Genomic DNA, 13,773 nt, shown 5'->3' with positions numbered 1-13,773 from the left:
TGCGGCCCACCGGCCGTTCTGTCTGTCCGCGCGGACGCGTCAGGCGCCCTCGCCGCCGCCCAGGTGGTGGACGCGGACCATGTTGGTGGTGCCGGGGACGCCGGGCGGGGAGCCGGCGGTGATGACCATGGTGTCGCCCGCGTTGTAGCGCTGGAGCTTGAGGAGCTCGGCGTCGACGAGGTCGACCATCGCGTCGGTGTTGTCGACGAAGGGGACGAGGAAGGACTCGACGCCCCAGCTCAGGGTGAGCTGGTTGCGGGTGCCCTCGTCGGTGGTGAAGGCGAGGATCGGCTGCTGGGTGCGGTAGCGGGAGAGGCGGCGGGCGGTGTCGCCGGACTGGGTGAAGGCGATGAGGGCCTTGCCGTCCAGGAAGTCGGCGATCTCGCAGGCCGCGCGGGCGACGGAGCCGCCCTGGGTGCGGGGCTTCTTGCCGGGGACCAGGGGCTGGAGGCCCTTGGAGAGGAGCTCCTCCTCGGCCGCGGCGACGATCTTCGACATCGTCTTGACGGTCTCGATCGGGTAGGCGCCCACGCTCGACTCGGCGGAGAGCATGACCGCGTCCGCGCCGTCCAGGATCGCGTTGGCGACGTCGCTCGCCTCGGCGCGGGTCGGACGGGAGTTGGTGATCATCGACTCCATCATCTGGGTGGCGACGATGACCGGCTTGGCGTTGCGGCGGCACATCTCGACGAGGCGCTTTTGCACCATCGGGACGCGCTCCAGCGGGTACTCGACGGCGAGGTCGCCGCGGGCGACCATGACGGCGTCGAAGGCGGCGACGACCTCGGCCATGTTCTCGACGGCCTGCGGCTTCTCGACCTTGGCGATGACGGGGACCCGGCGGCCCTCCTCGTCCATCACCTTGTGGACGTCCTTGACGTCCGCGGCGTCGCGGACGAAGGAGAGGGCGACCATGTCGCAGCCCATCCGGAGGGCGAAGCGGAGGTCCTCGACGTCCTTCTCGGAGAGGGCCGGGACGTTGACCGCCGCACCGGGCAGGTTGATGCCCTTGTGGTCGGAGATCACGCCGCCCTCGATGACGACGGTCTTGACCCGGGGGCCCTCGACCTCGACGACCCGCAGCTCGACGTTGCCGTCGTTGATGAGGACCTGGTCGCCCTTGGAGACGTCGCCCGGGAGGCCCTTGTAGGTGGTGCCGCAGATGGACTTGTCGCCGGGGACGTCCTCCGTGGTGATGGTGAACTCGTCCCCGCGGACCAGTTCGACCGGGCCCTCGGCGAAGGTTTCCAGACGGATCTTGGGGCCCTGGAGGTCGGCCAGCACACCGACGGCGCGGCCGGTGTCGGCGGCGGCCTTGCGGAGACGGTCGTACCGCTCCTGGTGCTCTGCCTGGGTCCCGTGGCTCATGTTGAAACGGGCCACGTTCATACCGGCCTCGATGAGAGCCTTCAGCTGCTCGTACGAGTCGACGGCGGGGCCCAGCGTGCAGACGATTTTGGAACGGCGCATGAGGCGGATCCTATCGGTTTGTTTCACTGCGGAATATTCCGGCTGGCGGAAAGTACAAATGGGCGCGGGCCCGCTCAGGCGTTTGTCGTTCGAGTAACTTTTTCGGCCACCGAAGCACCCTCCTGAACCGCGTCCGTCAGCGCGAAGGTCTGGCGGGCGATCTCCAGTTCCTCGTCGGTGGGAACCACGGCCACCGCGACCCGGGCGTACTCGGGCGAGATGATCCGCGGCTCGCCGGACCGTACGGCGTTGAGCTCGGCGTCCACCGCGAGGCCCAGCTCCTCCAGGCCGGCGATGGCCGCCTCCCGTACCGGCGCCGCGTTCTCGCCCACGCCGGCGGTGAAGACGACCGCGTCGACGCGCCCGAGGACCGCGTAGTACGCGCCGATGTACTTCTTCAGGCGGTGGACGTAGATGTCGAAGGCGAGCGCGGCCCGCTCGTCGCCCTCGTCGACCCGGCGCCGGATCTCGCGCATGTCGTTGTCGCCGCAGAGGCCGACGAGGCCCGACTTCTTGTTGAGGAGGACGTCGATCTCGTCGGCGTCCATGCCCGCCACCCGCTTGAGGTGGAAGGTGACCGCCGGGTCGATGTCGCCGGAGCGGGTGCCCATGACCAGGCCCTCCAGCGGGGTCAGGCCCATGGAGGTGTCCACGCAGCGGCCGCCGCGGACCGCCGAGGCGGAGGCGCCGTTGCCGAGGTGGAGCACGATCACGTTCACCTCCTCGGGCTCCTTGCCGAGCAGCTTCGCCGTCGCCCGGGAGACGTACGCGTGCGAGGTGCCGTGGAAGCCGTAGCGGCGGATCCGGTGCGCGTCGGCGGTCTCCACGTCGATCGCGTACCGTGCCGCCGACTCCGGCATCGTGGTGTGGAAGGCGGTGTCGAAGACGGCGACCTGCGGCAGGTCGGGGCGCAGCGCCATCGCGGTGCGGATGCCGAGCAGGTTCGCCGGGTTGTGCAGCGGCGCCACCGGCACGAGGCGTTCGATCTCGGCGATGACCTCCTCGTCGATGACGGTCGGCTCGGTGAAGCGCAGCCCGCCGTGCACCACCCGGTGGCCGATCGCGGCCAGTTCGGGGGAGTCCAGTCCGAGGCCGTCCGCAGCCAGCTCGGCGGCGACCGCCTTCAGCGCGGCCGCGTGGTCGGGGATCGGGCCGGTCCGCTCGCGCGGCGCGCTCCCGCCGCCCTGGAGCGGGGTGTGGGCGAGCCGGGAGGTCTCCTCGCCGATCCGCTCGACGAGCCCCTGGGCGAGCCGGCTGCCGTCGCTCATGTCGAGGAGCTGGTACTTCACCGACGAGGAGCCGGAGTTGAGGACGAGGACGCGGGTGGGGGTGCCGGTCATGCGGGGAGCTCCTGAGCCGGGGTGGGGACCTGGGACTGGATCGCGGTGATGGCGACCGTGTTGACGATGTCGCTGACGAGGGCGCCGCGCGAGAGGTCGTTGACGGGCTTGCGCAGGCCCTGGAGGACCGGTCCGACGGCGATGGCGCCGGCCGAGCGCTGGACCGCCTTGTAGGTGTTGTTGCCGGTGTTGAGGTCCGGGAAGATCAGCACGGTCGCCTGGCCGGCGACCTCCGAGTCCGGCAGCTTGGTGGCGGCGACGGAGGGCTCGACGGCGGCGTCGTACTGGATCGGGCCCTCGATCCGCAGCTCCGGGCGGGCCTCGCGGACGAGCTTGGTCGCCTCGCGCACCTTGTCGACGTCGGCGCCGGAGCCGGAGGTGCCGGTGGAGTACGAGAGCATCGCGATCCGCGGCTCGACGCCGAAGCGGGCGGCGGTGGCGGCCGACTGGACCGCGATGTCCGCGAGCTGCTCGGCGTTCGGGTCCGGGTTGACCGCGCAGTCGCCGTACACGAGCACCTTGTCGGCGAGGCACATGAAGAAGACCGAGGAGACGATCGACGCCTCGGGCTTGGTCTTGATGATCTCGAAGGCGGGGCGGATGGTCGCCGCGGTGGAGTGGACCGCGCCGGAGACCATGCCGTCGGCGAGGCCCTCCTGGACCATCAGGGTGCCGAAGTAGTTCACGTCCGAGACGACGTCGTACGCGAGCTCCACGGTGACGCCCTTGTGGGCGCGGAGCGCCGCGTACTGCTCGGCGAAGGCGTCGCGCAGCTCGGAGGTCTGCGGGTCGATCAGCTGGGTGTCGCGCAGGTCGACGCTGAGGTCGGCGGCCTTCTTGCGGATGGCCTCGACGTCGCCGAGGAGGGTGAGGTCGCAGACGTCGCGGCGCAGCAGCACGTCGGCGGCGCGCAGCACCCGCTCCTCGGTGCCCTCGGGGAGCACCACCCGGCGGCGGTCGGCGCGGGCCTGCTCCAGGAGCTCGTGCTCGAACATCATCGGGGTGACCCGGCCGCTGGGCGCCACGGAGATCCGCTTGAGCAGGTCGGCGGTGTCCACGTGCCGTTCGAAGAGGCCGAGCGCGGTCTCCGCCTTGCGGGGGGTGGCGGCGTTGAGCTTGCCCTCCAGGGCGAAGAGCTCCGCCGCGGTGGGGAAGCTGTTGCCGGCGACGGAGATGACCGGGGTGCCGGGCGCGAGCCGGGCGGCCAGGGTGAGGATCGCGTCGGTGGGCCGCTCGTCCAGGGTGAGCAGGACGCCCGCGATCGGGGGCGTGCCGGCCGAGTGGGCGGCGAGCGCGCCGACGACCAGGTCGGCGCGGTCGCCGGGGGTGACGACGAGGCAGCCGGGGGTCAGCGCGTTGAGGAAGTTCGGCAGCATCGCGCCGCCGAAGACGAAGTCCAGGGCGTCGCGGGCGAGGCCGGCGTCGTCGCCGAGGACGACGGTGGCGCCGAGCGCGTGGGTGATCTGGGCGACCGTCGGCGCGGCGAGGGCCGGCTCGTCGGGGAGGACGTAGCAGGGGACGGGGAGCCGGGCGGCCAGCCGGTCGGCGATGGCCTCGCGGTCCTCGCCGGCGACCCGGTTGACGACCATCGCGAGGACGTCGCAGCCGAGGCCGTCGTAGGCGCGGAAGGCGTTGCGGGCCTCGGCGCGGACGGACTCGGCGGTCTGTCCCTTGCCGCCGACGACCGGGATGACGGAGGCGCCGAACTCGTTCGCCAGGCGGGCGTTGAGGGCCAGCTCGTCGGGGACCTGGGTGCCGGCGAAGTCGGTGCCGAGGACGAGGACGACCTCGTAGTCGCGGGCGACCGCGTGGAAGCGGTCGACCAGCCGGGAGAGCAGCTCGTCGGTGCCCTGCTCGGCCTGGAGCGCGGAGGCCTCGTGGTAGTCCATGCCGTAGACCGTGGACGGGTCCTGGGTGAGGCGGTAGCGGGTGCGCAGCAGGTCGAAGAGGCGGTCGGGGCCGTCGTGCACCAGTGGACGGAACACCCCCACCCGGTCCACCTGTCGGGTGAGGAGCTCCATGACTCCCAGCTCGACGACCTGGCGGCCGTCCCCGCGGTCGATCCCGGTCACGTACACACTGCGCGTCACGCCGCGGTCTCCTGTCCCGTCCTGCGGAAGGGGCCCGTCCCGTCGGAGGGCCGTCCTGCGCGAGGGCCCGGCCCGTCCTCGGGGCCCGGCCCTCGACCTTCGTCAACCCCCGGCCCCGGAAAGGCGCCGATAGGGTGGCATTACCCCCTTGACAATACCCCTGCACCTGGGTACGCCGCCCGCCGTACGAAGGCCCCACTCCAGGGGACGAAAGACCCCCGGACGGACCCGTCCCCGCCGCGCGCCGAGCGGCGGCGGAGGGCCCGGGCGGATCCGTCGTGTGAGAATCGGAAACGGCTCAAGGAAGCGGGCCAACGGCTCAGGCAACGGGTCAACGGCTCACACGGAACCTCGATCGAGCAGGAGACACAGCACGATGCGCATCGGAGTCCTCACCGCAGGCGGCGACTGCCCCGGCCTGAACGCAGTGATCCGGTCGGTCGTGCACCGGGCCGTCACCCACTACGGGGACGAGGTCATCGGCTTCGAGGACGGCTACGCCGGACTCCTCGACGGCCGCTACCGCCCGCTCGACCTCAACGCCGTCAGCGGCATCCTCGCCCGCGGCGGCACCATCCTCGGCTCCTCCCGCCTGGAGCGCGACCGTTTCGCCGCCGCCTGCGACAACGCCAAGGCGCTCGTCGAGAAGAGCGGCTTCGACGCCCTCGTCCCGATCGGAGGCGAGGGCACCCTGACCGCCGCCCGGATGCTCTCCGACGCGGGCGTGCCGGTCGTCGGCGTCCCCAAGACCATCGACAACGACATCTCGTCCACCGACCGCACCTTCGGCTTCGACACCGCCGTCGGCGTCGCCACCGAGGCGATGGACCGGCTGAAGACCACCGCCGAGTCGCACCAGCGGGTGATGGTCGTCGAGGTGATGGGCCGTCACGCCGGCTGGATCGCGCTGGAGTCCGGCATGGCCGGCGGCGCCCACGGCATCTGCCTCCCGGAGCGGCCCTTCGACCCGGCCGACCTCGTCAAGATGGTCGAGGAGCGGTTCGCCCGCGGCAAGAAGTTCGCGGTCATCTGCGTCGCCGAGGGCGCGCACCCGGCCGAGGGCACGATGGACTACGGCAAGGGCGAGATCGACCAGTTCGGCCACGAGCGCTTCCAGGGCATCGGCACGGCCCTCGCGTACGAGCTGGAGCGGCGCCTCGGCAAGGAGGCCCGGCCGGTCATCCTCGGCCACGTCCAGCGCGGCGGCACGCCCACCGCCTACGACCGCGTCCTCGCCACCCGCTTCGGCTGGCACGCGGTGGAGGCCGTGCACCGCGGCGAGTTCGGCAACATGACGGCGCTGCGCGGCACCGACGTGAAGATGGTGCCGCTCGCCGAGGCCATCACCCGGCTCAAGACGGTCCCCGCGGACCGCATCCGCGAGGCCGAGTCGGTCTTCTGACCGCGCCCGCGCCCGCGCCACCGGTCCTCCGGCCGCGCCCGCGACGCGACGACGGAGGTCCCGCCCGGCGGGACCTCCGTCGCCTGTTTCCCGGGTACTAGTGCCCCACCGCCGCCCAGAAGTGCTCGTTGACCGACTCCAGGTACGCGCGGCCCTCGTCGCCCGTCGCGCCCGAGGCGCCCCAGCTGGAGGTGGCGGCCATGTGGGCGTGGTACTCCGCGTGGAGCCGCGCGAGGGCCGGTTCCACGATCCGCTTGGGCAGCGGCAGCATCCGTACGGCGGGCTTCACGTAGGCCTGCCAGCGGGTCGTCGCCGCGTCCCGCAGCAGCTCCGCGAGCCGCTCGTCGCCGCCGGTCGCGGTGATCAGGGCGCGCGGGCCGAGCCCCAGGACCTCGGCGAGCGCGGCCGTCTGCCGCTCGGTGCCCTTCCAGGTCCCCGCGTCCTCCATCCGGGCGTACGCGTGCGCGGCGACGCCGACCCGCCGGGCCAGCTCCTCCACGGAGAGTCCGCGCGCCACCCGGTGCTCGCGCAGCGTGGAGGCGACGGCGATCAGATCGGCGGGCGAGCACCACAGGACGCCCGCGAGGGCGGTCAGCTCCTGTTCGCTCGGCACGAGGGTGCCGCGCTCCCAGGCGGCGACGGCGTCGGGGGTGACGGGGAGGCCGTACTGCGCCCGCAGGCCGTACGCGACATGGGCGGGCGCCATGCCGAGCCCCTGCCGCAGGCGGCGGGCGGCCGGGGCGTCGAAGGGGGGAGAGGGATGGTGCACCCGGCCACGGTAGCCACGGATGGCCGAATTTGGCTACGGTGCGTTCATCTGAGGCCACGGCCTGTAGGAACGTCGGAACCGGCCGGTAATTCCCGGTGAGCGGTGCGTGACGTCCGATGAGCGACCGCATGCCCGTTCCGGGTGTTTTCAGGAGGGGTACGAGCTCCGCCCCGCGAGGCCCGCGAAGCCCGCGAGGCCCGGGGCCTCGCGGGTCAACGGGTGGTTTCGCGCCAGCGGTACTGGAGTTCCGGGCGCCCGATCTGGCCGTACTGGGGGGCGCGGGCGGCGCGGCCCTCGGTGACGAGGTGCTCCAGATAGCGGCGGGCGGTGATGCGGGAGATGCCGACCGCCGTGCCGGCCTCGGCGGCGGTGAGGCCGGCGGCGGCCTCGCGCAGGCTGCGGGTGACGGCCTCCAGGGTCGGACCGCTGAGGCCCTTCGGGAGGATGGCCGGCTGCGGGGCGCGCAGCGCGGCGAGGGCGCGGTCGACCTCGTCCTGCCCGGACGCCTCCCCGGCCGCGCCCCGGAACTCCGCGTACCGCGTCAGCCGGTCCCGCAGGGTCGCGAAGGCGAAGGGCTTGAGGACGTACTGGACGACCCCGAGCGACACCCCCTCGCGGACCACCGCGAGATCGCGCGCCGAGGTCACCGCGATGACGTCCGCCGCGTGCCCGGCGGCCCGCAGCGCCCGCAGCAGCGCGAGGCCGTGCCCGTCCGGGAGGTAGAGGTCGAGCAGGATCAGGTCGACGGGGACCCGGTCGAGCAGCCGTACCGCCGCCGCCCGCGAGTGCGCGACCCCGACCACCCGGAAGCCCTCCACCCGCCCCGCGTACAGCGCGTGCGCGTCCGCGGCGACGGGATCGTCCTCGACGACCAGGACCCGGATCTCCTGCGTCCCGCTCATGCCTCGCCTCCGGTGCGGGGGAGCGGCACCCGGACGGTGAAGCGGGCGCCGCCCCCCGGGGCCTCGGCCACGGTGAGCGTGCCGGCGGCCCGGGTGACGGCCTGGCGGACCAGCGCCAGGCCGAGGCCGCGCCCCGGGCCCCGGGTGGACCAGCCGCGGCCGAGGACCGCGTCGCGGTCGGCGGGCCGGACGCCGGGCCCGCTGTCGTCGACGCGGACCAGCAGCTCGCCGTCGCCCGCGCGGGCCGCGACCGTGACGGTCACGCGCGCGTGCGGGGTCCCGCCGGCCGCCTCCACCGCGTTGTCGACGAGGTTGCCGAGGACCGTCACGAGGGCCCTCGGCTCCAGGGCCGGCGGCAGCAGCCCGTCGTCGATCCGGCTGTCCTCGGTGAGGACCAGCTCCACGCCCCGCTCGTTGGCCTGCGCCGCCTTCCCGAGCAGCAGCGCCGCGAGGACCGGCTCGCCGACCGCCTCGACCACCCGGTCGGTGAGCGCCTGCGCCAGCTCCAGCTCGGCCGTCGCGAACTCCACCGCCTCCGCCACCCGCCCGAGCTCGATCAGCGAGACCACCGTGTGGAGCCGGTTCGCCGCCTCGTGGGCCTGCGAGCGCAGCGCCTCGGTGAACCCGCGCTGGGAGTCCAACTCCCCGGACAGCGCCTGGAGTTCGGTGCGGTCGCGGAGGGTCACGACGGTGCCCCGGCGCTCCCCGCCCACCACCGGGCGGGTGTTGACGACGAGGACCCGCGCGTCCGTCAGATGGGTCTCGTCGACCCGGGGCTCCGAGGAGAGCAGCGCCCCCGTCAGCGGGGCCGGAAGGCCGAGCTCCGCCGCGGGCCGGCCCACCACCCCCTCGTCGAGGCCGAGGAGTTCGCGCGCCCCGTCGTTGATGAGCGCGATCCTGCGCCGCCCGTCCAGCATCACGAGCCCCTCCCGCACCGCGTGCAGCGCGGCCTCGTGGTAGTCGTGCATCCGGCTGAGCTCGGTGGCGTTCATCCCGTGGGTGTGCCGCCGCAGCCGCGCGTTGATCACATACGTGCCGGCGCCGCCGAGCGCGAGCGCCGCGCCCGCCATCCCGAGCAGCGCGGTCACCTGCTCCCGTACCTGCGCGCTGATCCGCTCGATGGTGATGCCCGCGCTGACCAGGGCCACCACCCGCCCCTCGGAGAGGACCGGCGTGATCGTCCGCACCGACGGGCCGAGGGTCCCCGGATACGTCTCCGAGAAGGTCTCGCCGCGCAGCGCCGGCTCGATGTGGCCGAGGTAGTGCGCCCCGATCCGGTCGGGCTCCGGGTGCGTCCACCGGGTGCCGTCCGGCGCCATGATCACCACGAAGGCGAGGTCCGCCCGCCGCCGGAGCTCCTCCGCGTACGGCTGGAGCGCGGCGGACGGCGCGTCCGAGCGCGCGGCGGCCCGCACGGACGGCGAGCCCGCGACGGCCGTCGCGGCGGCGGTCGCCTGCCGGCGCGCGGTCTCCTCGGCCTGCGCCCGGTCCGTGAGGTACGCGAAGACCGCGCACCCCGCCACGACCGCGGCCATCAGCACGACCTGCATGGCGAAGAGCTGGCCGGCCAGGCTGCGGGGCCGCGGCCGGGGGAGGGGGCGGAGGAGCGGGAGACGCATGCGTGCAAGTGTGCACGCCGGGATTTGCTCCCGCGCATCGCGTTCCCGAATCGTTCTCCGCGGACGCGGCGGGCACACGTTTCGGCCATGAACGAAACGCACGCAACGGTGACCCCGGTCACAGGCTGATGGATAGTCGCGGAGTCCACCGGGACGTGGACGCCCCCCATCAGCGCGAGGAGGACCCCGTGGCCGCACGCCGGGACCGCACCCACTATCTGTATCTGGCCGTGATCGGCGCCGTCCTGCTCGGCATCGGCGTCGGCTTCCTCGCCCCCGGCGTGGCCGTCGAGCTGAAGCCGCTCGGCACCGGCTTCGTGAACCTCATCAAGATGATGATCTCGCCGATCATCTTCTGCACGATCGTGCTGGGCGTCGGCTCGGTCCGCAAGGCCGCCAAGGTCGGCGCCGTCGGCGGCCTCGCGCTCGGCTACTTCCTGGTGATGTCGACCGTCGCACTCGCGATCGGTCTCGTCGTCGGCAACCTCCTGGAGCCCGGTTCCAGCCTCCACCTCACCAAGGAGCTGGCCGAGGCCGGAGCCAAGCAGGCGGAGGGGGCGAGCGAGGGCACCGCCGACTTCCTGCTCGGGATCATCCCGAAGACCCTGGTCTCCGCCTTCACCGAGGGCGAGGTCCTCCAGACCCTGCTCGTCGCCCTCCTCGCGGGCTTCGCGCTCCAGGCGATGGGCTCGGCCGGCGAGCCGGTGCTCCGCGGCATCGGCCACATCCAGCGGCTCGTCTTCCGCATCCTCTCCATGATCATGTGGGCGGCCCCGGTCGGCGCCTTCGGCGCCATCGCCGCCGTGGTCGGCGCCACCGGCCTCGACGCCCTGAAGTCGCTCGCCGTCATCATGATCGGCTTCTACCTGACCTGCGCCCTCTTCGTCTTCGTCGTCCTCGGCGCGCTGCTCCGGCTGGTCGCCGGGGTCAATATCTGGTCGCTCCTGAAGTACCTGGGCCGCGAGTTCCTGCTGATCCTCTCGACCTCCTCCTCCGAGTCGGCGCTGCCCCGCCTGATCGCGAAGATGGAGCACCTGGGCGTCTCCAAGCCGGTCGTCGGCATCACCGTCCCCACCGGCTACTCCTTCAACCTCGACGGCACCGCCATCTACCTCACGATGGCCTCGCTCTTCGTCGCCGAGGCGATGGGCGACCCGCTCTCGGTCGGCGAGCAGATCTCCCTCCTCGTCTTCATGATCATCGCCTCGAAGGGCGCCGCCGGCGTCACCGGCGCCGGTCTCGCCACCCTCGCCGGCGGCCTCCAGTCGCACCGCCCCGACCTGGTCGACGGCGTCGGCCTGATCGTCGGCATCGACCGCTTCATGAGCGAGGCCCGCGCCCTCACCAACTTCGCCGGCAACGCCGTCGCCACCGTCCTGGTCGGGACCTGGACGAAGGAGATCGACCGGACACGGGTGACGGAGGTCCTGGCGGGGAAGTTCCCCTTCGACGAGAAGAGACTCGCCGACAGTCACGCCGACCACGCCGACCACCACGCCGGGCCCGCCGACCACGCCCCGGCCGCCGACCCCACCCCCGTACCCGACCAGCGCGACCAGGGCGAGGAGCGCGCCCGCACCGGAGTCTGACCCCCACCGAACCTCCTCCCGGGACCCGGGCCTTGAGCCGGATCCGGGCACCGGGAGGAACCCGCCCCGTGACGAAGGCCCTTGACACCGTCAAGGGCCTCCGCGTGAGAATGGGGCTCCTCGCGTCGCGTGTCGGTCCGCGCTCGAAAGCGGAGACATGGAGGCAAGAGAACAGTAGGGATGGCAGTTGCCTCTCGACTTCAACACCCCGGTCATCGACGAATTCCGCACCCACGCCGGACGCCTCGGCGGCCCCTTCGAGGGCTGGGTGCTCCTGCTCCTCACCACCACCGGCGCCAGGTCCGGGAAAGAACACACCACTCCGCTCGGATTCGCCGAGGACGGCGACCGGCTGCTCGTCGTCGGCTCGGCCGGCGGCTCCGACCGCCACCCGGACTGGTACCGCAACGTCCTCGTCAACCCCACGGTGACCGTGGAGCTGGGCGCGGACACCTGGCAGGCCACCGCCGTCGCCGCGACCGGCGCCGAGCGGGACGCGCTCTTCGCCAAGGTCGTCGCCGTCGCCCCCGGCTACGCCGACTACCAGAAGGCGACGAGCCGGGTCCTGCCCGTCGTCGTCCTCCACCGGATCCCGGACGACGACTACACCCCGCCGGACCGGCTCGACGCCCTCGCCGACGAGCTGGTGAAGGTCCACGACCGGCTGCGCGACGAACTCGCCGCCCTCGCCGAGGGCCTCGCCGCTCCGGGCACCGCCGAGCTGACGGTGGAGCTGCGCCGCCACTGCCTGGCCTTCTGCTCGGGACTCGCCCGGCACCACGGCGGCGAGGACGCCGGCCTCTTCCCGTACCTGGCCCGTGCATTCCCCGGGAAGGCCGAGGTCTTCGAGCGGCTCCACGCGGAACACGCCACCGTCTCCCGCGCGCTCGACGGCCTGCGGGAACTGCTCGCCCGGGTCGACGAGACGGGGCCGGAGCGGCTGCGGCCCGAATTCGAGCGGCTGCGGGCGGAACTGGAGACCCACTTCGCGTACGAGGAGGCCGAGGTCGTCCCCCTCCTGAGGGCGCCCGTGCCAGACTCGGCCGCATGAACCATGATCACGACGAGGCGGGGCTGACCGTCGGGGACCGCGACCCGGACCTGGCGGAACTCCTGGACCGGGGCCTCGACGCGTACAACTTCGCGGCCACCGGGACCACCGCCGAGGACCAGGGCGGGCTGTCCGTGCGGGCGCGGGACCCGGCGACGGGCGAGACCGTCGGCGGGCTGACCGCCTGGACGTGGGGCGGACTGCTCGGCATCGAGATGCTGTGGGTGCACGAGGAGCACCGCCGGGACGGCTGGGGGAGCAGGCTGCTGCGCGCGGCCGAGGCCGAGGCGCGCCGGCGCGGCTGCGACCGCGTGACCGTCTCCTCCTTCACCTTCCAGGCCCCGGACTTCTACCGGCGGCACGGCTACGCGGAGACCGGCCGCACGCTCGGCATCCCGGGCGGCGCGGAGGACGTCCACTTCTACAAGAGCCTGGGCTAGGGCCTGCCCGGCGGCCGAGGGCCGGACCCCGTGGGGTCCGGCCCTTCGTCATGCGCGGCCTCCGGCGCTTGACTTCTCCCGGGGACGTGACGATACGATACGTCTCGTCTCGTTGGGTTGGACGGAAGGGGAGCGGCATGACGCGCGAACGATGGGTGGACGTGGAGTCCGGCGTACGGCTCTGGGCCGAGGAGCAGGGCGACCCCGGCCTGCCTCCGCTGCTCCTGGTCATGGGGGCGCAGGCCTCCGGGCTCGCCTGGCCCGACGGGCTCGTGGAGCGGCTCGCCGCCCGGCACCGGGTGATCCGCTACGACCACCGGGACACCGGCCGCTCCACCTGGGCCTTCGACGAGAAGCCCTACCCGCTCTCCCGGCTCGCCGAGGACGCCGTCGCCGTCCTGGACGCGTGCGGCGTCGAGCGGGCCCATGTGGTCGGCATGTCACTGGGCGGACTGCTCACCCAGCTGCTGGTCGCCGACCATCCCGGCCGGCTGCTCAGCGCGACCGTCATCGGCACCACCGCGCTGAGCGCGACCCCCTACACCGCCCCGGACGGGACCCGGACCCCGGTCGAGGAGCTGCCCGGCCCCTCCGCCGCGCTGATGGAGCTGTGGTCCCGGCCGGCGCGGGAGCGGGACCTGGAGGAGGAGCTGGACGCCCGGGTCGCGCACTGGCGGGTCCTCGCCGGCGACGTCCTGCCCTTCGACGCGGAGTGGTTCCGCGCGCAGGAGCGCCGGATCGTCGCCCACACCGGGCACCACGTCCCCGGTACCGCCCACGCCCGCGCCGACTACTCGGACCTCGTCCGTACGGAACGGCTCGCCGCCACCGAGGTCCCCACCCTGGTGATCTCCGCTCCGGCCGAGCCGGTCGCCCCGGCGCCGCACGCCGAGCACCTCGTCCAGGTGATCCGGGGCGCCCGGCTCGCCGGGATCCCCGGCATGGGCCACGCCCTTCCGCCGGAGGTCCACGACCCGCTCGCGAAGGAGATCCTGCGCCACGCCGAAAGCGCCTGACGGCATGAAAAAACCCCGGCTGAATTGACAGTCGGGGTGGTGCGGCGCCTATATTGGTGAATTCCGTGTGCCCGTTCGCGACACC

11 protein-coding genes are annotated in these 13,773 nt (G+C 73.0%); 5 read left to right on the top strand and 6 right to left on the bottom strand.

Annotated features, from left to right (window positions below; translation table 11 throughout):
• Positions 1–39: 39 nt before the first annotated feature.
• The 3 genes from pyk to pta form a co-directional block, all read right to left on the bottom strand.
• Positions 40–1,470, bottom strand: a complete 1,431-nt coding sequence (gene pyk, locus ABZ621_RS08485; RefSeq protein WP_360602027.1) for a pyruvate kinase — start codon at positions 1,468–1,470, stop codon at positions 40–42.
• A 74-nt stretch (positions 1,471–1,544) separates the two neighbouring features.
• Positions 1,545–2,810: an acetate kinase gene (locus ABZ621_RS08480; protein WP_360602025.1), complete on the bottom strand. Its 1,266-nt coding sequence runs from the start codon at positions 2,808–2,810 to the stop codon at positions 1,545–1,547.
• Positions 2,807–4,900, bottom strand: coding sequence for a phosphate acetyltransferase (pta, locus tag ABZ621_RS08475; protein ID WP_360602023.1), 2,094 nt, complete (start codon positions 4,898–4,900; stop codon positions 2,807–2,809). The genes ABZ621_RS08480 and pta overlap by 4 nt, the downstream gene beginning before the upstream one ends.
• A 376-nt stretch (positions 4,901–5,276) precedes the next feature.
• Here pta and ABZ621_RS08470 point away from each other — a divergent pair, with 376 nt between their 5' ends.
• Entirely contained in the window at positions 5,277–6,302 is a 1,026-nt protein-coding gene (locus tag ABZ621_RS08470; protein WP_360602021.1) for a 6-phosphofructokinase, read from the top strand.
• Positions 6,303–6,399: 97 nt separating this feature from the next.
• Here the strand turns inward: ABZ621_RS08470 and ABZ621_RS08465 are convergent, their stop codons facing one another.
• The 3 genes from ABZ621_RS08465 to ABZ621_RS08455 all read right to left on the bottom strand — a co-directional run bounded on the left by ABZ621_RS08465 (position 6,400) and on the right by ABZ621_RS08455 (position 9,592).
• Complete coding sequence (locus ABZ621_RS08465; RefSeq protein WP_360602275.1) at positions 6,400–7,008, bottom strand: helix-turn-helix transcriptional regulator; 609 nt, start codon at positions 7,006–7,008, stop codon at positions 6,400–6,402.
• A 275-nt stretch (positions 7,009–7,283) separates the two neighbouring features.
• Complete coding sequence (locus ABZ621_RS08460) at positions 7,284–7,973, bottom strand: response regulator (protein WP_360602019.1); 690 nt, start codon at positions 7,971–7,973, stop codon at positions 7,284–7,286.
• Positions 7,970–9,592 (bottom strand): ATP-binding protein, encoded by a 1,623-nt coding sequence (locus ABZ621_RS08455; protein ID WP_360602017.1) that lies wholly within the window; start codon positions 9,590–9,592, stop codon positions 7,970–7,972. The genes ABZ621_RS08460 and ABZ621_RS08455 overlap by 4 nt, the downstream gene beginning before the upstream one ends.
• Positions 9,593–9,780: 188 nt before the next feature.
• On the opposite strand from ABZ621_RS08455, the gene ABZ621_RS08450 reads away from it, so the two are divergent.
• The 4 genes from ABZ621_RS08450 (at position 9,781) to ABZ621_RS08435 (ending at position 13,688) form a co-directional block, all read left to right on the top strand.
• On the top strand, positions 9,781–11,181 hold the full coding sequence (locus ABZ621_RS08450; protein WP_360602015.1) for a cation:dicarboxylase symporter family transporter: 1,401 nt from the start codon (positions 9,781–9,783) through the stop codon (positions 11,179–11,181).
• Positions 11,182–11,368: 187 nt separating this feature from the next.
• Complete coding sequence (locus ABZ621_RS08445) at positions 11,369–12,232, top strand: nitroreductase/quinone reductase family protein (protein ID WP_360602013.1); 864 nt, start codon at positions 11,369–11,371, stop codon at positions 12,230–12,232.
• Entirely contained in the window at positions 12,229–12,672 is a 444-nt protein-coding gene (locus ABZ621_RS08440) for a GNAT family N-acetyltransferase (RefSeq protein WP_360602011.1), read from the top strand. The genes ABZ621_RS08445 and ABZ621_RS08440 overlap by 4 nt, the downstream gene beginning before the upstream one ends.
• A gap of 137 nt (positions 12,673–12,809) precedes the next feature.
• Positions 12,810–13,688, top strand: coding sequence for an alpha/beta hydrolase (locus ABZ621_RS08435; protein ID WP_360602009.1), 879 nt, complete (start codon positions 12,810–12,812; stop codon positions 13,686–13,688).
• The last annotated feature ends 85 nt before the right edge of the window (positions 13,689–13,773 follow it).

It is taken from the genome of Streptomyces sp. NPDC007863 (assembly GCF_040633895.1).
GTDB lineage: Bacteria > Actinomycetota > Actinomycetes > Streptomycetales > Streptomycetaceae > Streptomyces.
The sequence above is the reverse complement of the archived record's forward strand: the minus strand, read 5'-3'. Positions and strand labels throughout refer to the sequence as shown.